Origin of the sequence: Clostridium sp. KLE 1755 (assembly GCF_000466465.2) — a bacterium.
GTDB classification, from domain to species: domain Bacteria; phylum Bacillota; class Clostridia; order Lachnospirales; family Lachnospiraceae; genus Eisenbergiella; species Eisenbergiella porci.
In genome coordinates, this window is sequence record NZ_KE992680.1 from 22,001 (window position 1) to 42,370 (window position 20,370).

17 protein-coding genes are annotated in these 20,370 nt (G+C 49.9%); 13 read left to right on the forward strand and 4 right to left on the reverse strand.

The features are described 5' to 3' along the window. Positions 1 to 163: 163 nt before the first annotated feature. On the forward strand, positions 164 to 1,687 hold the full coding sequence (locus HMPREF1548_RS07300) for a serine hydrolase (RefSeq protein ID WP_035321503.1): 1,524 nt from the start codon (positions 164 to 166) through the stop codon (positions 1,685 to 1,687). 161 nt (positions 1,688 to 1,848) lie between these two features. On the opposite strand, the gene HMPREF1548_RS07305 is transcribed toward HMPREF1548_RS07300, so the two are convergent. The 3 genes from HMPREF1548_RS07305 to HMPREF1548_RS07315 all read right to left on the reverse strand — a co-directional run bounded on the left by HMPREF1548_RS07305 (position 1,849) and on the right by HMPREF1548_RS07315 (position 4,849). Continuing rightward, a complete protein-coding gene (locus tag HMPREF1548_RS07305; RefSeq protein WP_021635279.1) occupies positions 1,849 to 2,919 on the reverse strand; it encodes an acyl-CoA--6-aminopenicillanic acid acyl-transferase in 1,071 nt (356 codons plus the stop codon). A 148-nt stretch (positions 2,920 to 3,067) separates the two neighbouring features. Then, a complete protein-coding gene (locus HMPREF1548_RS07310) occupies positions 3,068 to 3,802 on the reverse strand; it encodes a lysophospholipid acyltransferase family protein (RefSeq protein WP_021635280.1) in 735 nt (244 codons plus the stop codon). Between the two features lie 177 nt (positions 3,803 to 3,979). Continuing rightward, positions 3,980 to 4,849 carry a hypothetical protein gene (locus HMPREF1548_RS07315; protein ID WP_051358333.1) on the reverse strand — a complete coding sequence of 290 codons (870 nt, stop codon included), beginning with the start codon at positions 4,847 to 4,849 and terminating at the stop codon, positions 3,980 to 3,982. Positions 4,850 to 5,202: 353 nt separating this feature from the next. Between HMPREF1548_RS07315 and HMPREF1548_RS07320 the strand changes: the two genes are divergently transcribed. From HMPREF1548_RS07320 to HMPREF1548_RS07350, 7 genes are all read left to right on the forward strand, one after another. Then, positions 5,203 to 6,615 carry an ABC transporter substrate-binding protein gene (locus tag HMPREF1548_RS07320; RefSeq protein WP_021635282.1) on the forward strand — a complete coding sequence of 471 codons (1,413 nt, stop codon included), beginning with the start codon at positions 5,203 to 5,205 and terminating at the stop codon, positions 6,613 to 6,615. Between the two features lie 145 nt (positions 6,616 to 6,760). Next, positions 6,761 to 7,627, forward strand: coding sequence for a carbohydrate ABC transporter permease (locus tag HMPREF1548_RS07325; RefSeq protein WP_021635284.1), 867 nt, complete (start codon positions 6,761 to 6,763; stop codon positions 7,625 to 7,627). Further along, positions 7,624 to 8,472 carry a carbohydrate ABC transporter permease gene (locus HMPREF1548_RS07330; RefSeq protein ID WP_021635285.1) on the forward strand — a complete coding sequence of 283 codons (849 nt, stop codon included), beginning with the start codon at positions 7,624 to 7,626 and terminating at the stop codon, positions 8,470 to 8,472. Before HMPREF1548_RS07325 ends, HMPREF1548_RS07330 begins: the two co-directional genes overlap by 4 nt. A 2-nt stretch (positions 8,473 to 8,474) precedes the next feature. Beyond that, a complete protein-coding gene (locus HMPREF1548_RS07335; protein WP_021635286.1) occupies positions 8,475 to 10,220 on the forward strand; it encodes a sensor histidine kinase in 1,746 nt (581 codons plus the stop codon). Beyond that, the gene (locus HMPREF1548_RS07340) at positions 10,213 to 11,811 is read left to right on the forward strand and encodes an AraC family transcriptional regulator (RefSeq protein WP_021635287.1); all 1,599 of its coding nucleotides are present in this window, start codon (positions 10,213 to 10,215) and stop codon (positions 11,809 to 11,811) included. The genes HMPREF1548_RS07335 and HMPREF1548_RS07340 overlap by 8 nt, the downstream gene beginning before the upstream one ends. 28 nt (positions 11,812 to 11,839) lie before the next feature. Continuing rightward, positions 11,840 to 12,628 (forward strand): MBL fold metallo-hydrolase, encoded by a 789-nt coding sequence (locus tag HMPREF1548_RS07345; RefSeq protein WP_021635288.1) that lies wholly within the window; start codon positions 11,840 to 11,842, stop codon positions 12,626 to 12,628. 47 nt (positions 12,629 to 12,675) lie between these two features. Then, the gene (locus HMPREF1548_RS07350; RefSeq protein WP_021635289.1) at positions 12,676 to 13,404 is read left to right on the forward strand and encodes a glycerophosphodiester phosphodiesterase; all 729 of its coding nucleotides are present in this window, start codon (positions 12,676 to 12,678) and stop codon (positions 13,402 to 13,404) included. A 25-nt stretch (positions 13,405 to 13,429) separates the two neighbouring features. Here HMPREF1548_RS07350 and HMPREF1548_RS07355 read toward each other — a convergent pair whose 3' ends face one another. Next, the gene (locus tag HMPREF1548_RS07355; RefSeq protein ID WP_021635290.1) at positions 13,430 to 14,563 is read right to left on the reverse strand and encodes a helix-turn-helix domain-containing protein; all 1,134 of its coding nucleotides are present in this window, start codon (positions 14,561 to 14,563) and stop codon (positions 13,430 to 13,432) included. 321 nt (positions 14,564 to 14,884) lie between these two features. Here HMPREF1548_RS07355 and HMPREF1548_RS07360 point away from each other — a divergent pair, with 321 nt between their 5' ends. The 5 genes from HMPREF1548_RS07360 to HMPREF1548_RS07380 all read left to right on the forward strand — a co-directional run bounded on the left by HMPREF1548_RS07360 (position 14,885) and on the right by HMPREF1548_RS07380 (position 20,320). Beyond that, the gene (locus tag HMPREF1548_RS07360; protein ID WP_021635292.1) at positions 14,885 to 15,292 is read left to right on the forward strand and encodes a protease complex subunit PrcB family protein; all 408 of its coding nucleotides are present in this window, start codon (positions 14,885 to 14,887) and stop codon (positions 15,290 to 15,292) included. Positions 15,293 to 15,510: 218 nt separating this feature from the next. After that, positions 15,511 to 16,806, forward strand: a complete 1,296-nt coding sequence (locus HMPREF1548_RS07365; RefSeq protein ID WP_021635294.1) for a dihydroorotase — start codon at positions 15,511 to 15,513, stop codon at positions 16,804 to 16,806. Positions 16,807 to 16,830: 24 nt separating this feature from the next. After that, positions 16,831 to 17,610 carry a dihydroorotate dehydrogenase electron transfer subunit gene (locus tag HMPREF1548_RS07370; RefSeq protein WP_021635295.1) on the forward strand — a complete coding sequence of 260 codons (780 nt, stop codon included), beginning with the start codon at positions 16,831 to 16,833 and terminating at the stop codon, positions 17,608 to 17,610. Positions 17,611 to 17,738: 128 nt separating this feature from the next. Next, entirely contained in the window at positions 17,739 to 18,641 is a 903-nt protein-coding gene (locus HMPREF1548_RS07375; RefSeq protein ID WP_021635296.1) for a dihydroorotate dehydrogenase, read from the forward strand. 119 nt (positions 18,642 to 18,760) lie between these two features. After that, positions 18,761 to 20,320: a DUF3794 and LysM peptidoglycan-binding domain-containing protein gene (locus HMPREF1548_RS07380; protein WP_021635297.1), complete on the forward strand. Its 1,560-nt coding sequence runs from the start codon at positions 18,761 to 18,763 to the stop codon at positions 20,318 to 20,320. Positions 20,321 to 20,370: the final 50 nt, after the last annotated feature.

Sequence of the window (20,370 nt, forward strand, 5' to 3'; positions counted from 1 at the left end):
ATAATAATTAGCTTTGCGGAAATTATTATTATGTTTTACTTGACTTTTAATCTGTAACTGATATAATTACAGTATATTAAATGTAACTAATAAAGTTACAGAATAAACGGAAGCTGTAAGTGTAACATATTAATGGTTGGGAAAATGAAAGGAAGGTATGGAAATGAACACAAGGGAGCATGCAACAATGAAAATGCGGGGAAGCAGCGATATATCTTATCTGGGACAGGCGGTAGACAGTATGATATATGATTTTATGCGGGAGCATGAGATCCCCGGGCTTACGCTTGCCATTGTACAGGCGCCGTATATCCCGCGGGTGGTTGGATACGGAATGTCTGATGAAAAGCAGAGGCGTCTGGCCTCCCCTAATACTATGTGGCCGGCGGGGCATATTTCCCAGGCTTTTGCGGCGGTGGCCGTTATGCAGCTTTATGAAGACGGCAGGCTGGATCTTTCCGATACGGTAGGAAAATGGATTCAGGAGGTTCCGGAAGCCTGGAAGGAAATTGAAATACTTCAGCTGCTGCGCCATGCAACGGGTCTGCCGGATTACCGCTTCCAGCAGGATTTTAATCCATACAGAGCATGGGCCTTTGGAGAATTAATAGATTTGGTTCAGGCTCTGCCGCTGCACTTCAAACCGGGAACAGAGGTGATGCAGAGCGCTACGAATTTTCTTCTGCTGACGGAAATTGTGGAAAGGGCGGGGGAACAGAGCTACCATGACTTTGTTACGAAAAGGCAGATTCAATACCTTGGTTTACGCCATACCGGCTTTGCGGAGGATTTGGGGCGTTTTATGCATGAGGATGTTTCTCTTACGGAAAATGTACATCAGCTGTTTAAGAAGGATCGGCTGTACATTGATCCCACAGAGCCTGCGGCAAGCTATGACGGAGAAGGAGGTTTGATACCACGTACGGATTCCTCCGCGTTAAGAGGCTTTTCGGATATTTGGGCATCCGCACAGGATATTTCCTTCTGGGATATCGGACTGGCCGGTTCCGTGCTGATTCATGAGCCGGAAAACAGGGCAAAGGTTTATGCGCCGTGGGAGCTGCCCGATGGCCGGTTGGTTCCGGCAGTGGCAGGCTGGCAGTTCTATAAACACAGGGGACTGATGGATATCAAGGGCTCGATTCCGGGATATTCCGCATTCCTGAGCCGCTTTACGGATGCAAAGGAACTGGTATGCGTTACCCTGATGGCCAATAAGGAGGGAATTGATTTTACAAATCTGGGCCGACGCATCGCGGGCGCCTTCGGGGATTTACTATCCACGAACTACGATGATAATAAGCTTTATCTGTTTGAGGGCCAGCTTCCGGCTGAGGAGACGGTGGAGCGTCTGGAGAAGGAGCTTGCCGGCAGAGAGATACCTGTTTTTGCAAAGTTTGATCATGCGCAGAATGCAAAGGATGCAGGGCTTGAGCTGCGTCCGACTACCGTATTGGTATTTGGCTCACCAAAGGTTGGCACGGGTCTCATGCAGGCGGATCAGAGTATTTCACTGGAACTGCCTCTCAGGATTTCCATCTGGGAGGACGAGGCCGGAAGCACATGGCTGGCATTTCCAAGAATTCCACGGATGGCGGCGGAGTATGGCCTGGAGAAGCATCCTGTCGTAGGGAAAATGGAGAGGCTGATGGAAGAACTGGTCAGGAAGGCAGGGAGCGTGTATTAGAGTTTTTTGAATACTTCTTTCCGACAGCGGCGCTTAAATATGTGTGATTAAAATATCAGATATTGGATAGGCCGGCTGTAACTGGTGATGAGAATGGTAAGCTGAGGTGGTAAAAAAGGGTATCCTGAAAAAATTCAGGATGCCCTTAAATGATCAGATATTCATAGTGATTGTTCTTTATAGATGTCCGGATTACCGCGGCCCATTGTAAGATGTATTTCCCTTTGCTGCGGAGTCAGGGATTGTGATAACTCATAACGGTTCCATCCGTTTTCTTCCTGGCCGCCCCAACATAATTCCAAAGTTTTTTCTTCAATATCCATAACTACCGATTTAGTTGTTCCAAAATAATCCTCATAATATATACAGCTTAGCCCTTCGGGATAAGGAGTGAGCAGGAATTTTTTTAATTGGGAGAGATGCACTGTGGGATGATTAGATAAAAAAGCATTGATTCTCTCATATCGCTGCAAAGAATGGACAGCGGCATATGGATAAATTTCAGTAATTGGTTCAAGAAGCGGATGGTTGGTGGCAGTCAAAGAAAGTTCCCTGGAAGACGCATACCGAAAAGCATTTTGTCCGTCCATAGTTTCATACAGAGCCATTTTCCCATGATCCGCTAAAAGCATATTCATGTTGTAAGCAATGGGCATTTCTTTCAAAAAACTGATGGCTTCGTCTACAGACGAACAATTCTCAAGCACGGAACGCAATGCTGCCCAGTACATCATCCCACGGGTTTTTATCTGGCGTCCGGTGTTCATGCTCATAGCTACAGCTAATCCCTTATCGTTAATTCCCTCTTCCCGCCCAAACATCATCACACAGGTACCTATATGAGCATTTTTCCCATCTGCACATGTGCGCGCCAGTGTAAATTCTTCTAAATCGTGATGATATTCATAACTCCGTGCAAGAATAGGGTGGCCGTTTGCACTTTTCTGGGCAGATATTGCAATTTGACTACATGACGGACGAAGATATGTACCTGCATAATAAGCAACTTTCGAGACTGGTATACTACTTGCATCGGCAAACCCCTGCAGTTCATCGTTAAGACCCGGACACCATCGATCCAATAATCTGATTATTTCATTCATATCCGCCTTGTTCAGTTCTTCGCCGGACTTCATAAATGAGATGATCTGTTCACCGCAGTATTTTGTCAGTTGTCTGCCAATAGTCCTATGGGTTCCGGTCAGTTCGGCCGTGCGGGCGATTATATTCATTTTTCTTCTCCAAGCATTCCCCAGATAATAAAAATTATTTCATAGCTTTAACAGAGAAATGCAGTACTTATAGGGATTTGCAGAGTCTGATGGGAATTTTATGTATACAAAAGACAAAAATGATAATTTACTATATTTTACGGTATGTTTACACCAGCTCTTTATTCTTAAAATACATCTCTTTTATTCTCTCCAGCGTAATATCCGCCAGCCTCTTTTTGTCTTCCTTTGGAAGCTCATTGGGATAAATCGGCTCGCCGTATTCGATGACGACATGGGTTTTCTTTATCTTGGGAAGATGATCCTCAAAAACATCACCGGCGTTATTCAAAGCAATAGGGACGATGGGACAGCCGGATTTCTCGGCAATTTTGAAGCTTCCTGCATGGAAAGGCAGGAAAGTGTCGGGAACCTTGTTGCGGGTGCCTTCCGGGAAAATGCAGATAGAAATGCCGTCCTTAATTTTTCCAATGGCGGTTAAAATAATTTTGGCGCCCTGTTTCAAATCATTCCTGTCCAGAAACAGGCAATGCAGGTTCTTCATCCAGTTGCTGAGGAGAGGTATTTTCAACATTTCTATTTTGGCAACATAGCCGGTGGGGCGTGGAACCCGGACATAGGTCATAAGGATGTCAAAATAGCTCCGGTGGTTTCCGATGTAAAGCACGGCCTGATCCCTGGGAACACGTTCTTCGCCGATGTAGGTGATTTTAACGCCGGACAGGCGCAGACACCAGCGGAAAGCCCAGTTGACAATAGCCAGGGAACTCCTGTTTTTGACGTCCATATTGAATTTCCCGATAATCCACTCTGCGATCATAAGCGGAATGCTCAGGATAAGAAATAAAACTACAAATACTGCCACACTGATAAAACGAATCATGGGATGATTCCTTCCTTTCCCTGTCCCCGGAAACCGTGATAAATGCCCGGGGTATTTGTATTTTTAAGTATATACTACCATTATTTGCAAAGCAAGAATTTATTTGCTTTGTGTCGATGGATGCGTTTATCCTGCGATAGATGCAGGGAAAGGTTATTTCAGCAAATAATGCAAATATCAGAGGCCAAATTCCTGGAACAGGCTTTCCTGAAAGTCATGGCTGGTAACGGCCTTTTCTATTTCACTGCTGCGTCCGTTCTCAATCAGGAGCCGTATTAACTGATTGACCCTGTTTTCTCCCTCTTTTATGCCTTCTTCCAGACCTTCTTCCTTTAAAAAAGCCATGTGCTCCTGCTCGTCATACTCCGTAAATAACATATCAATCACCTCCGCGCGATGGGCTGTGAGAATGTCCTTCAGTATATTTTCCTGAATACATTCCCGGATGGCGGCATCTGCCGCTTCATCGAAGGGCAGATTCATTTGCAGTTTCGTTCGTACTTTTTCTACAAAGATAGAATATTCCTTTAATTTCCTGCACTTATCCATGAGCCCGCTGTTGTGTCCCGCGTTGATGTTAAGCATAATTGCCCGGCATTCCAGGCATGGCTCTCCGGCATCCGAAGCAGGAGGAAAAGCGTCGGACATTTTCAGCTCAACGCGGTCGGGCTGATCCTCCAGGCCGTTGTAAAAGACAATATATTTCGGCCGGGGAAGGGGAATGAGCTTTTTGCCGTACAGCCTGTATTTATGCTTCATCAGGTATTTCTGGTAGGTCTCGGCAAAGTAGAGAAAGCCGCGGACCGGCATATTGGGATTCAGGGTGCTCTGGTGTTCATAAAGATTCAGGATATCTCCGATGAGGAAGGAGATATCATTTTTCATTTTCAGATAGAGCATGTTTTCCAGCGTCACGATCGCAAGCTGCTCCGGGTTGGAATAGGCGCTTTCGTTTACCGCATTATATAATGCAAGCAAATCCTCCTTTTCCCCGAAAACCAGGCGGAACAGCCTGTCCTTGTATTCTTTGGTAATTTGTACTTCCAATTTTTGTGTTACCTCCATTATACAGTATTTTTCTTTTTGTTTCAACGGTAATGTGGGCGGAATTAAACCATAGGCTGTACACCACGCTTTCTGTTTCGTAATTAATAGAAAAGAGATGATGGCGAAAACGCCGGATGCCGTCTGGCGGCATAAGAGAAAAGAACGGATATTTAAAGGCCTGTTAAAAAGGCCGGAAGAAGATTAGAATATCCGTAGGGATAATTTAACACGGATTGGATGGCGGCACAACCAATTTTCCAAAAAAACAGTAATAAATCCAAAAAATCAGAAGGATTTTCCTTTCCTGTGATTTGTTAGAATAGAAGCATAAGGAAAGAGAAGGAGGGTTATCAATGAAAAAGAAAATGATCAGTATTTTATTGTGTGCGGCGCTGGGGATTACTACTCTGGCAGGCTGCGGAGGCGCTTCGGGAGGCACGACGGTGGCAAGTGAACCGGCAGCAGCCGTTGCGGAGGAGAGCAAGGAGAGCACGGCGCCTGAATCCACGGAGGCGGCGGAGAGCCAGGAGAGCACTGCGGCAGCGGAAGCGGCGGTTGACGGAGGCGGGGAAACCCTGAATGTGCTCTGCCATTCCAGCTGGCGGACGGACGAGGCCAATGCGGTATTTGATTATGTGGCGGAGAAGTGCAATGTAAAATTTGAGTTCGAAGAGGTGCCGGAGGGCAGTTCAGGAAACGAGCTTATTTTTGCAAAGATGCAGTCAGGCGAGGTGCCGGATATTCTCTGGTGGCAGGGAGCGAAGACCAGCGCCACGGAAATTGGCGAGGATTTGTTCGTAGAGCTGTCAGGAGACTGGGTAAACGATTATAATGCCAGCATCCTGGAGTCTCCCAACCAGACCTACAACGGAAAACTGATTTGCGCGCCTTTTGGTGATGTGACAGTATTTGGCATGTGCTATAACAAAAAGGTATTTGCGGACAATCAGATCGAAATTCCGCAGACATGGGATGAAATGATGGCGGCCTGCGAGACGCTGAAGGCAGCCGGAGTGACACCGATGTATGTATCCGGTACGACAGACAATGAATGGACGCTTCAGATCATTCCCATTGACGCCAGGCTGAAACAGGAATCCATCGTGCCGGGAAGCATGGATTCGCTGAATTCCCACGAAAAGCTCTGGACCGATATGGAATATATGCAGCTGACCTTTGACCGTATGAAGGAAATGAAAGATAAGGGTTATATCCAGGATACCTTCCTTTCCGACAGCTATGCGGATGCACAGGAAGCGCTGCTTACCGGTACGGCGGCTATGTATTCACAGGCAACCTGGATTTATGCGGAGCTGACGAAGCTTGCAGAATCCCAGGAGGAGTTGGAAAATATCGGATTTTTCCCCATCCCGGCAACAGAAGCCAAGGATTCCATCGCCTATACGGAGACTCCTACCGGCTTTGTAGTGCCTAAGGAAGGAAAGAAAGTGGATCTGGCAGTACAGATTGTAGGAGAACTGGTAACCAAGGAAGCTATGACCGAGTATTACAAGATGCATCAGGGAATTCCTGCAGTTAACGGCGTTGATGTTAAGCTGACCAGTATCCCGGCGGATGTTTCCGCACTCATTGAAGCAGGTAAAACAAGCACGCTGCCCAACACCATTTATTCCACGCCTTCCATGGCCAGCGACGTACAGGCTATGCTGGCCGGAGACAAAACTCCCAAGGACGTGCTTGCAGGCTATGACACAGACTGGGATACCTATGCGAAGGAAGCGGGAAATCCTGACTGGGGATATTGATTTGCAGCGGTAACTGTGAGGGGATTGGACCGTTGCCAAAAAAGAACAGAACAAGGCGGCAAATAACGGATGCAGATATCTGCTGCGCCAAAAGCGGGGAAGGGGCCGGGAGGCACCTTCCCCCTGTTAAAGGAAGGGACGAATTATGTTAAGAAAAAAACAGTATCCGGTTTATTTTGCCCTGCCGGGCATCATCCTTTTTATTACTTTTTTTATTGTTCCGTTTCTGGTTGGGTTCCGGTATTCCTTTACCAATTGGAATTTCAGAAGAGCGGATTTTATCGGGCTGGAAAATTATATCAGTATACTTAAAAATCCAAATATGAGTATTGCCTTTAAGAACACCTTTTTATTTACGATAGTGACGACCGCGGGGAAGGTTTGCCTGGGCATGCTCCTGGCCGTGCTGCTGAACAGGAAGCTGCGGACCACGAATTATCTGCGTACCGTTTTTTATCTGCCTGCAGTGGTCAATTCCATTGCTATCGGCATTGTGTTTACCTCCCTGATGCATCCCTCCAAAGGGCTGATCAATACGGTAATCAGAGGTCTGGGGATGACCGGCTTCCAGCCGAAATGGCTGACCGATACCAGAATTGCCATGCTCTCTATCTGTGCCATTGAAATCTGGAAGTGGTCCGGCTATACCATGATGATTCTTCTGGCGGGGATGCAGAATATTTCCAGGGATTATTATGAAGCGGCAATTGTGGACGGCGCGACCAAATGGCAGCAGTTCAGAAATATTACGCTTCCCCTGCTGATGGCTTCCGTGAACAATGTGGTGGTGCTGAGCATCATCGGCGGGCTGAAGGTGTTTGATATTGTGGTGGCGACCACGGGAGGCGGTCCCGGCTATGCCACTGAGGTATTCAATACCATGATTTACAATTCCTACAGCTATCAGAAATACGGAGAAGCCACGGCAGGCACGACGCTGCTGGCCGTGATTATTCTTGTGATCACGCTGTGCACCTATCAGACGATAGCCAAAAACGAGGTGGAGCTATGAGGGAAAACAGGAAAAAGAAAATTAAACAGGCCGTGTTTGAGACAATCGGCGTTCTCATCAGCTTTCTGGTGCTGATCCCGTTTCTGATGGTTCTGGTGAATTCCATGAAAAGTAAAAGACAGGCAAATCTGCTCCAGCTGAACCTGAAAGGGATTTCCCTGGGGCAGATTGTGGAAAATTACGGTACGGTGATTAAAGAGGCCAGGCTGGTATCCAGCTTCCTTAACAGCGCGATTGTAACCTTCTGCGGATCTGCATTGGTGCTGACCTTCGCTTCCATGGCGGCGTTTGTGGTAGTGCGCAGAAAAACAAAGGCCATGAAGGCGGTAAATAATTTTATCGTAATGGGGCTGACGCTGCCGCTGGCAATGGTTCCCGTATACTTTCTTCTGTCAAAAGTGCATATGACGACTGGCACAGGGGCGGTGGCAGGTGCTATACTGGTATATGCAGCCAGTATTTTTCCGTTTATCTTTTTTATCTATACCGGATTTATCAAAGGGATATCCGGTGAAATTGATGAAGCGGCGATTATTGACGGCGCAAGTCCGCTGCTGATGTATTTCCGGATTATCTTTCCGCTGCTCAAGCCGGTTACCATTACGGCGCTGATGCACTGCGTCATGACGATTTGGAATGATTTCGGAATTTCCCTGTATCTGCTCAACAGCGCCAAAAGGACGACGGCGGTGCTGACCACCTATTTGTTCATGGGGCAGAAGGCTTCGGACTGGCAGCTTTTGTTTGCTGATGTGGTTCTGGTTTCCATGCCGATCGTCACCCTTTATCTGTGTATGCAGAAATATATTGTGGCGGGGCTGTCGGACGGGGCGGTTAAGGGATAGGTATGAAGAAAAAATTTTTCAGTATGAAGCATAAATTTGTCATCATGGTCGCCAGCCTGCTTCTGTGTTTTGTGCTGGCGACAACGGTGATCTGGGGCGTTGCCTTTACGAGGGAAATTTCCGAAAGGGGCGTGGAGTATGCCAGGGAGATGACGGAGAGCGCGAATAAGAATGTGGAGGGCTATCTGAAGAAGCTGCGGCTGATTGCCTATATCCTGCAGAATAATTCGCTCGCAAAGCCCATACTGAATAAGACCTCCTATTCCAATGACAGCGAGCGGCTGACTGACATGAAAAATATGCAGCTGCTTCTGAAGGCCGTGATGACAGGGGCCGAGTATATGCAGAACATCTATGTGTTTACGGAAAACGGGATGGAATTTTCTGCGGGAGGCTCGCTGTCAACGCCGGATGAACAGGAGCTGGAGCGCTATAAAAGGCTGGCGGGGGAGCAGGATGTGTTATTTTCGGTCCAGCCGGCCAGGGATAAATACGATTATCCCAAAATGATGCTGACAAAGCAGCTGGATCTGGGAAGGGGGAAGCCGCTCTGCTGGGTGGTCATGTCCATTAACTGCCGGGGAATTTACGGAATTTATAATGAAATGCAGCGGTACGATGCGGGTGTGATTATCTGGGACAGACAGGCAGGGCAGGAAATATACCGCAACAACCTGGAAGGGCTGGAGCAGGGCGGGCCGGTGACGGAGGAAGAAGTGGCCGTCCTGGCGGAAAAAGAGGACGGAACGGTGAGCAGGATCGGGAAAAACAAGGTTCTGCTCATGAGCATGCAGTCAGAGGTGACCGGCTGGCAGAGCATTATTCTCATTCCGTATAAACAGATTTCAGGGCAGCATGGGAAAATGCTTTCCATGAATGCGGTGGTTCTGCTGCTTCTGTCTTTGACCGCGCTTCTGTTATGCCGTATCCTTGCGGAGAGGTTTCTCCGTAACATAGAGCTTCTTACAGATGCCGTGGAGGGGATCGGAAAGGATAATCTGCAGCTGAATGTGGTCATTACCTCCGGGGATGAGGCGGAGGTGCTTTATCACAGATTCGAGGATATGGTGGACCGAATCAAGGAACAGATCATCGATATCAGAATGCATGAGAAGGAAAAGAGAGTGCTGGCGCTGCGTGCCCTTCAGGCGCAGATCAATCCCCACTTTCTGTATAACAGCCTGAATACAATCAAGTGGATGGGGCAGATGCAGGGGGCGGAAGCGGTGGTGGACGCAGTGGATGCCTTAAGCTCCATCATGCAGGTTAACATGTCCAAGAAAACATATATGACCTTTCAGGAGGAGCTGGACTACCTGAACAAATACATATGCATGAAGGAATTCCAGAAGGCGGCAAGAATTAAATTTGTATGCAAAATTGAGGAAGAGCTGAGACAGTACTATATCCTGAAAATGCTGATACAGCCGATTGTGGAAAATTCCCTGAAGCACGGAGGGGTAATGGAGGATAAGGACGGTTATATCTCCATTTCCATTTATGCGGACGGCGGGGATGTGGTGATCGACGTGGAGGATAACGGCCGGGGGCTGAGCGAGGAAGAAAGCAGGGATATTCTGGCCCGGCTTCAGAAAGGGGACGGAATCGGGCTGTTTAATATCCAGAAGCGGATCCAGCTGTATTACGGCGAGGAATATGGGGTGAGCATTACCGGGGAAAAGGGGATTTTTACCTGTGTTTCCCTGCGTATTCCCAAACGGACACAGGCAGGTGAGGAAGATGATTAGAGTATTACTGGTGGATGACGAGCTGCTGAGCCGGATGACGGTCCGCTCGCTGATTAACTGGGAAAAAGAGGGCTATACCATCTGCGGGGAATGCAGCGATGGGACCCAGGCCTGGGCGGCGATACCGTCCCTTCGGCCGCAGATTGTGATTACGGATGTGAAGATGAACCGGATGAACGGGGATGAGCTGGTGCGCCGCATCGCCCTGGAGTATCAGGAAATCTGTACCATTGTTTTCAGCGGCTATGATGATTACAAATATGTGAGGGACGTGCTGAAAAATAATGCCATCGATTACCTGATCAAGAATGATCTGACGCCGGAGCTTCTGCTGGAATCGCTGCACAAGGCGGAGGAGATACTGAAGACGGGGCCGGGCATTGAAAAGGATGAAAACAATCTGCAGGCGCTCAGGAGGCAGTTTGTGCTGCGTCTGATCGGAAAGGAATACCAGGGAAAGGAAGCGGCCATAGAAAAGGAAATGCAGACGCTTTCCATCGATATGGATGTGGGAAGGGTTATCCCGGTGCTGCTGGTTATCCGCAATCTTGAAGAAAAGACGGGAAGCGGGACGCTGCGTGACCGGATGATCATAATTTTTTCCGTATGCAATGTGTTGGAGGAAATTATCAGGGAGGATCATAAGGGGATGGCGGTTCCCCTGGAAAATAATGAAATCCTGCTTTTGATTTCGTTAAACGGTTGTGCCAGCGAGCAGCGGACGGGAGAGGAACTGCGGAAGATGATGAACCGCAGCAGCTTTTGTCTGAATAAGTTCATGCGTCTGAATGGAAATTTCCATATCGGCCGCATGTGTCCCCTGCGGGAGATGCCGGAGGCCTTTCAGGAACTGGAGGAACGCAGGAAAAAGGAATTTATGGATCTGCAGCCGGAGAGCGGGAGGGAGGAGGCGCAGGAATATAATGGAGGAAACGGCATCAGGCTGGAGGATGAGCAGAGGCTTACGGCTGCGCTGCGACAGGGGGATGAGACGCTGGCGGAGGAAACCGTAGACCATATTTTCCGGGAGATTTTTGAGGGGAATATCCTGCGTTCCGGCTGTACCCAGCTGTTTTCCGATCTGACTATCCTTTCCATATCTTTTTGCAAAAAACAGGGGATTCCTTATGAAAAGGTATATACGCACAGAACCGGCGTCATGGAGTATGTGGCGCAGATGGAAAAGCTGAGGGAGTGCGGGAAATTTTTTCATGAGCTTTTCGCTGCGATTATCCGGGAGAAAAAAGTGTTGGAGGGGCAGAATGGCTATTCCGTTCCGGTGAGAAAAATGGTATCCTATATCCATCAGCACTATATGGACGGGATATCTTTAGGGGACGCGGCGGATAATGCCGGTATGAACAGCTCCTATCTGAGCACCCTGTTTAAAAATGAGGTGGGCACGGGCTTCGTGGAATATCTGAACGAGGTCAGGCTGGAGCGGGCAAAGGAACTGATGGATAGCTCGCAGCTGAGGCTGAAGGAAATCATTGATGAAGTGGGCTTCTGCAGTTATCCTTATTTTTTCAGCCTGTTTAAGAAAAAATATGGGATGACGCCGAAGGAATATCAGAAGGGCCAGGGGCAGTGAGGCCTCCGGCTGGAAAAAGGAGAACAGGATGGCAGCATTTGATTTGGTTTTTCTGGGAACGGGGGCCGCGGACTGGCCCGTGAGGCCGCAGGCCGGTGTGAGATATGATACGGACGGTCTCATCCGGCGTACCTGCAGCCTGCTTATAAACGGTAAATACCTGATTGATCCTGCGCCGGAATCCTGGTTTTTTGCCGTTAAGGTGCTTAAGCTTGATTTATCCGGGCTGAAGGCGGTTATACTGACGCACAGCCACGGGGATCATTTCAGCCTTAAGGCGCTGGATGGATTCCTGGGGGAGGCCAGGGGAAAGGTAGGCTTTTATTGCCATGAGGGCACGATACCCTCGCTGAAGCTGACGGAAAAGGAGCTGTCCCTGATGAGGCTGCACCCGCTGAAAACAGGGGACAGGGTGAAGCTGGGCAAGGTGACCATGCAGGCTTTGGGGGCGAACCATGAGGTATCCAGGACCCGGGAGACGGCGCTGCATTATCTGTTTGCCTGTGAAGGAAAGAAATTTTTCTACGGCTGTGACGGCGCCTGGTTTCTTGCCCAGACCTGGTCGGTTCTCAGAAAGCATGAGCTGGATCTGGCCATAATGGAGGCGACGGTGGGTTCCATGCGGGCCAATTACAGGATCGCCAGCCACAATACGCTGGCCATGGTGGATATGCTGGTGGAAGCCATGGAGGAATGCGGGATATTGAGGAAGGATTCCCTGGTGGTGCTGTCCCATCTGTCCCGGGAACTGCACAGGCCGGATGAGGATTACGGAAGCAAAATAGTGGCTTACGACGGGATGCGGCTGGAAATATAGCGAATTGGAATAAATGCCGGTCAGGCAGTGAAAAAAGGAGCAGGGTTATGAAAACTAAGGTATGGGCACACAGAGGAGCCAGCGCCTACGCGCCGGAAAATACATTGGAGGCCTTCCGTCTGGCGGCGGAGCAGAAGGCGGACGGCGTGGAGCTGGATGTACAGCTGAGTAAGGACGGAGAGCTGGTGGTCATTCACGATGAAACCATTGACCGGGTGAGCGACGGCTCAGGTTATGTCAGGGATTATACGCTGGAGGAATTGAAGCGGTTTCATTTTAACAGGCTTCACCCGGAATATGCGGATGCGCGCATCCCCACGCTGGCAGAGGTGTATGAACTGTTAGAGCCCACAGGCCTGGAAATCAATGTGGAAATCAAGACGGGAATCTATTTTTATCCCGGAATAGAAGAAAAGCTGTTCCGGCTGGAACAGGCTTTGGGAATGCAGGGAAAAATTATTTATTCCTCCTTCAATCATTACAGTGTGATGAAGATGAGAGAGTATGATCCGAAGGCCAAAACCGGTCTGCTGTATGCGGACGGCTTCCAGGATGTGCCCGGCTATGCGGCAGGGCTGGGAGCGGACGCTCTGCACCCTGCGCTTTATAACCTGCAGTATGAAGGCTTTCTTAAGGCCTGCCGGGAAAAGAAACTCCTTCTTCACGTGTGGACCGTGGATGATGAAAAATACATGCGCCGTCTGGTGCAGGAAGGCATCGATGCGATTATCACAAATAAACCGGATGTAGCCCGCAGAATCGTGGATAACGGCTGATTTTTACGGGCCGGCTGTGGAAAAGCTATGGCTTATAGCCGTAGGAAATCAGCAGCCCCAGCGTCTGGATGATGGAAAGATTGTCTCTGTTTCCGTTGAGGAAGGAGGCAATTTTTCTTTGCCTGGAATAGTAGCTTTCAGCCTCCTGGCGGCTCATGCCATGGTTCATAAAGCCCTCCGCACCGGCCTGGGTATCCACGGCCATATCCTCCGGCATCCAGTGGTTGGCCCGGAGCAGATCGGAAACGGCCTGTTCATAATCTGGCTGGGCCGGACTGATATAACGGACCTTATCGTTGAGCCGGATATCCACATGCACAAGCCCCATACGTTCCATGAGGACAGGAAGCCTGATTCCTATGGCGTAGTCACGTCCCTGGCATTCCCGTTCTTTTTTCCACAGACTGCGCAGACCGGTGCGGCTGCACAGCTCCCCATAATCCATTCCTTCAATGTACAGCCCGTCGCATTCCAGCTCTCTGTCTACCTCAAAGCAAGCGGTAATCCCTCCGGAGCGGGTGAAGGATACCATCCGTTCCAGAAAAGCTTCCGCTCTGTCGATATGGCGGAGCACCGCCTGACAGAGAACCAGATCATAGCTGCATTCGGATGCTTTTTCCGGCATCCATTCCATAAAATCCGCGCAGTGCAGAGAAACGGCAAAATCCGTATCGCACAGCATGGCTTTTCCCTCCCGGATGAGTGTTTCGTCAAAGTCCACGCCGGTATAGGTGCTTCCCTCAGGAAGCAGCGGCAGCAGGAGGCTGCCCAGGAAACCATAGCCGCACCCGCAGTCCAGGACGCGGACGGGCTTTGTAAGGTTCCACACCTTTTCCACAAGGAAACCGATATAATCCTGGTTCCAGAAGGAAGAACGGGTGCGGGTAAGATAATCCAGCTGCCTGCCCCAATAGCCTTTTTTCCCCTTATCTGTGGGAATATAGGCGGCATCCGGAAGAGGCTTGAGCCCCATCAGTTCATCCACGGATACGCCGAATATCCCGGACAGCTGTGGCAGCAGGGCAATATCAGGAAAGGTGACGCCGGTTTCCCATTTGCTGACGGTCTGCGGCGCCACGCCCAGAAGCACGGCCAACTGCTGCTGGCTGAGGCCGTGCTGTTTTCGTAACGGAGCGATTTGAAATTGAAATTCTGCCATAAAGTGTCCCCCTGTAATCTAAATGCCGCGCGGCCGTTAAGCTTTTTTACATACAATAACGTCGCCGCATCCTGTTTTGTTCCGGCCGGTAAACATACTTTACCACAGATTGGCCAGTCCAGGTATCCCGTTCTGCGGGAGAATGCCCGCCTGATAAGCTGGCGGGGCCGGGAAAAATTTATCATCAATATGTACCATCCGCCACATTATGAATGGCATGGCTGAATAGTCCCCCCCCTTTTTTCGGGGAAAATTGTAAATATCCGGCATAGGACATCCTGTCCGCCAATAGATTAGTAAAAAAGGCGGATAGGTTTTTCTATGAAAAAAATATGCTTGCTGGTGATAGTTTCCATCATGGCTGCTATGCTTTCTGCCTGCGGCGGCGAAACAGAAAAAGAAGAGGACAGGAACAATCTGGAATTTACGGTGGTAAGCGAGGATAGGCTGCCGGATGAGCTGAAGGAAATTCTGGATCAGAAAAAGGAAAGTGCCTTCAAGCTGACCTATGCGGACGAAGGCTATCTTTACATCTGCGTCGGCTATGGAAAGCAGGAAAGCGGCGGCTACAGCGTGACGGTAAATGAACTGTATGAAACGGACAATGCCATTTACGTCAATACCAACCTGCTTGGCCCCAAAGCGGGAAGCTCGCCCGGGACCAGTCCCTCCTATCCTTATATTGTACTGAAAATAGAATTCAGGGACAAAACGGTAGTATTTGATTGAAGAGAAGCGGCAGGGATTCCTGTGAGCGTCCGTTTTTACAGGGATCGGTGACTGTGTGCGGAAAATCCGGGCAGCCACAAATCCGGGCAAAGCGGTTGAAGAAAAAAACGGGTGTATGGTATAATGGCGGTGTAGCCGACATTATACCTGCGCCGGTTCGGGCAGGGCAATGTACATAACAAAGAACTGCAGGCCGGCAACAGCAGAAGGAGAAAAATATGCTGCTTATCAAAAATACACATATGATAGACCCGGCGTCAGGCACTGACGCCAGGAAAGACATTTTGATTCAGGATGATAAAATCATAAAAATAGCAGACTCTGTCACGGAAAAAGAGGCTGCTGTTTTTTCCGGTGGGGAGGCGGACATGCTTCAGGTCATAGATGCCGGAGGCATGATTGCCGCGCCGGGACTTGTGGATGCCCATGTCCATTTCCGGGAACCGGGCTTTGAACATAAGGAAGATATCCGGACGGGAGCCCGCGCTGCGGCGGCGGGAGGCGTTACCACGGTGGTTCTCATGGCCAACACGAATCCATGCGTGGACAACCCGGAAACCCTTGCCCGGGTTTTGGAAAAAGGAAAGCAGACGGCAATCCATGTAACCACCTGCGCCAATGTGACCAGGGGAATGAAGGGGCAGGAGCTGACTGACATGCCTGCGCTCCTGGCGGCTGGCGCTGTGGGCTTTACCGATGACGGAATCCCTCTGCTTGAAGAGGAAACCGCGCGCAGGGCCATGGAACAGGCCGCCGCCCTGGGCGTTCCCATCAGCTTCCACGAGGAAAACCCGGCATTTATCGAAAATAATGGAATTAACAGAGGAAAAGCCAGCGCCTTTTACGGAATCGGCGGATCCGACCGTCAGGCGGAAATCGACCTGGTAGCCAGAGACGTGCGCCTGGCGGAGGAAACCGGCGCCTGTGTGGTCATCCAGCATATCAGCACAAAAGAGGCGGTGCAGCTGGTAAGAGAAGCGAAAAAAAGAGGAGCCGACGTCCATGCCGAGGCGACGCCCCATCATTTTACCCTGACAGAGGAAGCTGCCATAAAATATGGAACCATGGCAAAAATGAATCCTCCCCTCCGGGAGGAAGCGGACCGTCTGGCCATCATAGAAGGCCTGAAGGACAACACCATCGACATGATAGCTACCGACCATGCCCCCCACAGCGCGGAGGAAAAGGCCAGGGAGCTGACAGCGGCACCCAGCGGCATCATCGGGCTGGAAACCTCCCTTTCCCTGGGACTGGAACAGCTGGTGGACAAAGGAGAGCTTACCCTCCCCGAACTTATAGAAAGAATGTCCCTTGCCCCTGCAAGACTTTATCATCTGGATGCAGGCCGCCTGACAGAGGGCGGACCTGCGGATCTGATTCTTTTTCGCCCGGAGGAAACCTGGAAAGCGGAGCATTTTCTTTCCAAATCCGCAAATACTCCCTTCCTGGGCCGTAAGATGAAAGGAAAAATCCACTTTACCATAGCAAACGGAAAAATTGCCTACCGTTCCTGACGGATACGGAAGAAAGGAAGAAAAATGGCACAGAAGAAAAAAGAACAAGCCACAGTATTGATGCAGCAGGAGATAGCCCCCGGGATTTATGACTGCCGGATAAGGACGGGCCTTGCCCGGGAAAGCGCCCCCGGCCAGTTTATCGCCGTCTACCCCAGGGACAAAAGCACCCTTCTGCCACGCCCCATCAGCATTTGTGAAGTGAATAAGGAAGAGGAGACGCTGCGCATTGTTTACAGGGTGGCCGGAAAAGGCACGGCCGAGTTTTCCGGTTACCGCGCCGGAGACACCATGGATATCCTGGGAGTCCTGGGGAACGGCTTCCCTCTTGATAAAGTAAATAAAGACCAGACGGCCTTTCTTATGGGCGGGGGAATCGGCGTGCCTCCCATCCTGGAGCTTGCAAAACAGCTGGACTGCAACAAGAAAATTATTGTCGGCTACCGTGACAGCAGCTGCTTTTTGCGGGAAGACTTTGAGAAAAACGGGGATCTTTATATCGCTACGGAAGACGGCAGCGTAGGAACCGCCGGAAACGTCATGGATGCCATCCGTGAGAATGCCCTCAAGGCGGACATCATATATGCCTGCGGCCCCATGCCCATGCTGCGCGCCATCAAAGCATATGCGCTGGAGGCGGACATCCCCGCCTATATTTCCCTGGAGGAAAGAATGGCCTGCGGCGTAGGCGCCTGCCTGGGCTGCGTCTGCACCACGAAAAATGTGGACGCACATTCCCATGTGAATAATGCCCGCATCTGCACGGACGGCCCTGTATTTGAAGCCAGAGAAGTGGAAATCTGAAAAAGGCGCTTTCAGCCCGCCTGATTTAAAAGTGCGCTAAAGCGCACAGATAGGAGCAAGGCTGAAAGAAAAGCGCTTTCAGCCCGCCTGATTTAAAAGTGTGCTAAAGCACACAGATAGGAGCAAACATGAATACAAAAGTCAATATAGCCGGTATAGAATTCAAAAATCCCGTCATGACTGCCTCCGGGACTTTCGGCTCCGGCATGGAATACAGTGAATTTGTGGATCTGAACGCCCTGGGGGCCGTTGTCACCAAAGGTGTGGCAAACGTTCCCTGGCCCGGCAACCCCACCCCCCGTGTAGCGGAGGTTTACGGCGGCATGCTGAATGCCATCGGCCTCCAGAATCCCGGCATCGATGTTTTCATTGAACGTGATATTCCCTTCCTTAAACAATACGATACCAAAATTATCGTAAATGTCTGCGGAAAAACAATAAAAGAATATCTGGAGGTAGTGGAGCGCCTGGCGGATACGGACGTTGACATGCTGGAAATCAACGTATCCTGCCCAAATGTAAAAGAAGGCGCCATTGCTTTTGGCCAGAAAGCCGATTGTCTTTCTGAAATCACTTCCGCAATTAAAAAAGTTGCAAAACAACCAATCATCATGAAACTCAGTCCCAACGTCACGGATATCACAGAGATGGCTATGGCCGCAGAAGCGGCAGGAGCCGATGCCATTTCCCTGATCAACACCCTGACGGGCATGAAAATAGACATCAACCGCCGTACCTTCGTCCTAGCCAACAAAACCGGCGGCATGTCCGGCCCGGCCATCAAACCTGTAGCCGTCCGTATGGTCTATGAATGTGCCCAGAAGGTAAAAATCCCCATTATTGGTATGGGAGGCATCACCACCGCTGAAGACGCCCTTGAATTCCTCATGGCCGGGGCGACCGCAGTAGCCGTAGGAGCCGCAAACTTTATCAACCCCTATGCAACCCGGGATATTCTTGAGGGCATTCAGGCCTACCTCATCCAAAACAAAATAGCCGACATCAATGAAATCATCGGCTGTGTAAAATAAACATGCCCTGACGCCCGAAATCAGGAAAGGACCGGCCAGGAAGCTTTTACATTTTCCAGTCATATTTTTCCCCCGATCGAATACATTGTACAAAGGCATTCGCGTGGAGGGATATTTGTATGGAATTAATAAAAAAGAATATACATATGGACCGCATCAAATGTAAAGCCAGTACGCAGATAACCATGGAAGACGATATCAACATCACCGATTCCAGGCCTGACGTGTACCAGCTCATCGAGGAGCAGGGCGAAGTGGTCATCGATGAAATCAGAGCGGTGCAGGACCATGTGTATGTGAAAGGCAAGCTGGAATTTTCGGTGCTTTATCTTTCGGATGATGATGTGCGCCGTCCGGCCAGCATGCAGGGCAGCATTCCATTTGATGAGCAGATTTATATGGAGGGCGTGGCTCCCACCGACAGCGTATCCATAAAAAAAGACCTGGAGGATCTCAGCGTCGGCATGATCAACTCCAGGAAGCTGAGCGTACAGTCACTGATCCGTTTAGGCCTGTATGTGGAAGAGCTTTATGATGAAGAGGCCGCCGTGGAGCTGAGCAGTGCGGAACCTGTGGAATTCCGGCAGAAGACGATTAACCTCGCCAGCCTGGCGATTCAGAAAAAGGATATTTTCCGCATACGCGAGGAAATGGAGCTGCCCGGGGGATATCCCAATATCTTTGAAATCTTCTGGCTAAACTGCAGGCTTGGAGAAACGGAATTCCGGATTTCCGAAGGAAAGCTTTCCCTCCAGGGCGAGATCCAGCTGTTTTTCCTCTATGAAGGGGAAGGCGAAAACCGTCCTGTCATGTGGTATGAGGCGGTTATCCCGTTCAGCGGTGTTCTGGACTGCCAGGGGCTGAGAGAACGGATGGTGGATGACATTGCCTGCCAGATCGGACATAAGGAAATCGAGGTAAAAGCCGATGCCGACGGAGAAGAGCGCATCATAGGCCTGGAAATCGTTCTGGATTTGGATATGAAAATATATGAAGAAGAACAGACGGAAATTCTTTCTGACGTATATGGAGTAACGAAAGAGATAGAGGCGGTTTCCGGCGTGGGAAACCTGAAGCAGCTGTTGATGAAAAATACAGGAAAAACGAAGATTGCCGGTCATTTCAAGGTGGCTGCAGGACTGCCCAAGATGCAGCAGCTGTGCCACAGTGAATGCGAAATCCAGCTGGCTGAAACCAAAATTGTGGAGGAAGGCCTGCGCATCACCGGGGCAGCGGCAATCAAGAGCCTCTATGGCACAGGAGATCCCGAGGTCCCTTATGACAGTATTTCTGGAACCATTCCTTTCAGCTATGTGCTGGAAATCCCGGGTATCAGCCCGGACTGCACTTACAAGCTGGACGCAGTGCCGGAGGGGCTGAGCGTGACCATGATTGATGCGGATGAAGTGGATGTAAAGGCAGTGCTCGTTTTCCACGGCATTGTTTTCAACCACTATGAGGAGCCTATGATACAGGAGGTAAAGGTGACGGATCTTGATCCGGATAAGCTGAGCAGCCTGCCGGGAATTGTGGCCTACATTGCCAGGGAGGGTGACAGCCTGTGGAATATCGGCAAGAAATACTACGTGCCGGTGTCCCAAATCAAGGATATTAATGAGCTGGCTTCGGATGAAATCCATCCCGGAGATAAGCTGCTCATTGTAAAGGGAATTTCCTGATACAGCCATTTCCATACAATAACAAACCCGCCGAAAACATAACGGCGGGG

Coding starts and splice junctions, on each gene's coding strand:
- HMPREF1548_RS07300 (WP_035321503.1), top strand. CDS start 164: ATGAACACAAGGGAGCATGCAACAATGAAAATGCGGGGAAGCAGCGAT.
- HMPREF1548_RS07305 (WP_021635279.1), bottom strand. CDS start 2,919: ATGAATATAATCGCCCGCACGGCCGAACTGACCGGAACCCATAGGACT.
- HMPREF1548_RS07310 (WP_021635280.1), bottom strand. CDS start 3,802: ATGATTCGTTTTATCAGTGTGGCAGTATTTGTAGTTTTATTTCTTATC.
- HMPREF1548_RS07320 (WP_021635282.1), top strand. CDS start 5,203: ATGAAAAAGAAAATGATCAGTATTTTATTGTGTGCGGCGCTGGGGATT.
- HMPREF1548_RS07325 (WP_021635284.1), top strand. CDS start 6,761: ATGTTAAGAAAAAAACAGTATCCGGTTTATTTTGCCCTGCCGGGCATC.
- HMPREF1548_RS07330 (WP_021635285.1), top strand. CDS start 7,624: ATGAGGGAAAACAGGAAAAAGAAAATTAAACAGGCCGTGTTTGAGACA.
- HMPREF1548_RS07335 (WP_021635286.1), top strand. CDS start 8,475: ATGAAGAAAAAATTTTTCAGTATGAAGCATAAATTTGTCATCATGGTC.
- HMPREF1548_RS07340 (WP_021635287.1), top strand. CDS start 10,213: ATGATTAGAGTATTACTGGTGGATGACGAGCTGCTGAGCCGGATGACG.
- HMPREF1548_RS07345 (WP_021635288.1), top strand. CDS start 11,840: ATGGCAGCATTTGATTTGGTTTTTCTGGGAACGGGGGCCGCGGACTGG.
- HMPREF1548_RS07350 (WP_021635289.1), top strand. CDS start 12,676: ATGAAAACTAAGGTATGGGCACACAGAGGAGCCAGCGCCTACGCGCCG.
- HMPREF1548_RS07355 (WP_021635290.1), bottom strand. CDS start 14,563: ATGGCAGAATTTCAATTTCAAATCGCTCCGTTACGAAAACAGCACGGC.
- HMPREF1548_RS07360 (WP_021635292.1), top strand. CDS start 14,885: ATGAAAAAAATATGCTTGCTGGTGATAGTTTCCATCATGGCTGCTATG.
- HMPREF1548_RS07365 (WP_021635294.1), top strand. CDS start 15,511: ATGCTGCTTATCAAAAATACACATATGATAGACCCGGCGTCAGGCACT.
- HMPREF1548_RS07370 (WP_021635295.1), top strand. CDS start 16,831: ATGGCACAGAAGAAAAAAGAACAAGCCACAGTATTGATGCAGCAGGAG.
- HMPREF1548_RS07375 (WP_021635296.1), top strand. CDS start 17,739: ATGAATACAAAAGTCAATATAGCCGGTATAGAATTCAAAAATCCCGTC.
- HMPREF1548_RS07380 (WP_021635297.1), top strand. CDS start 18,761: ATGGAATTAATAAAAAAGAATATACATATGGACCGCATCAAATGTAAA.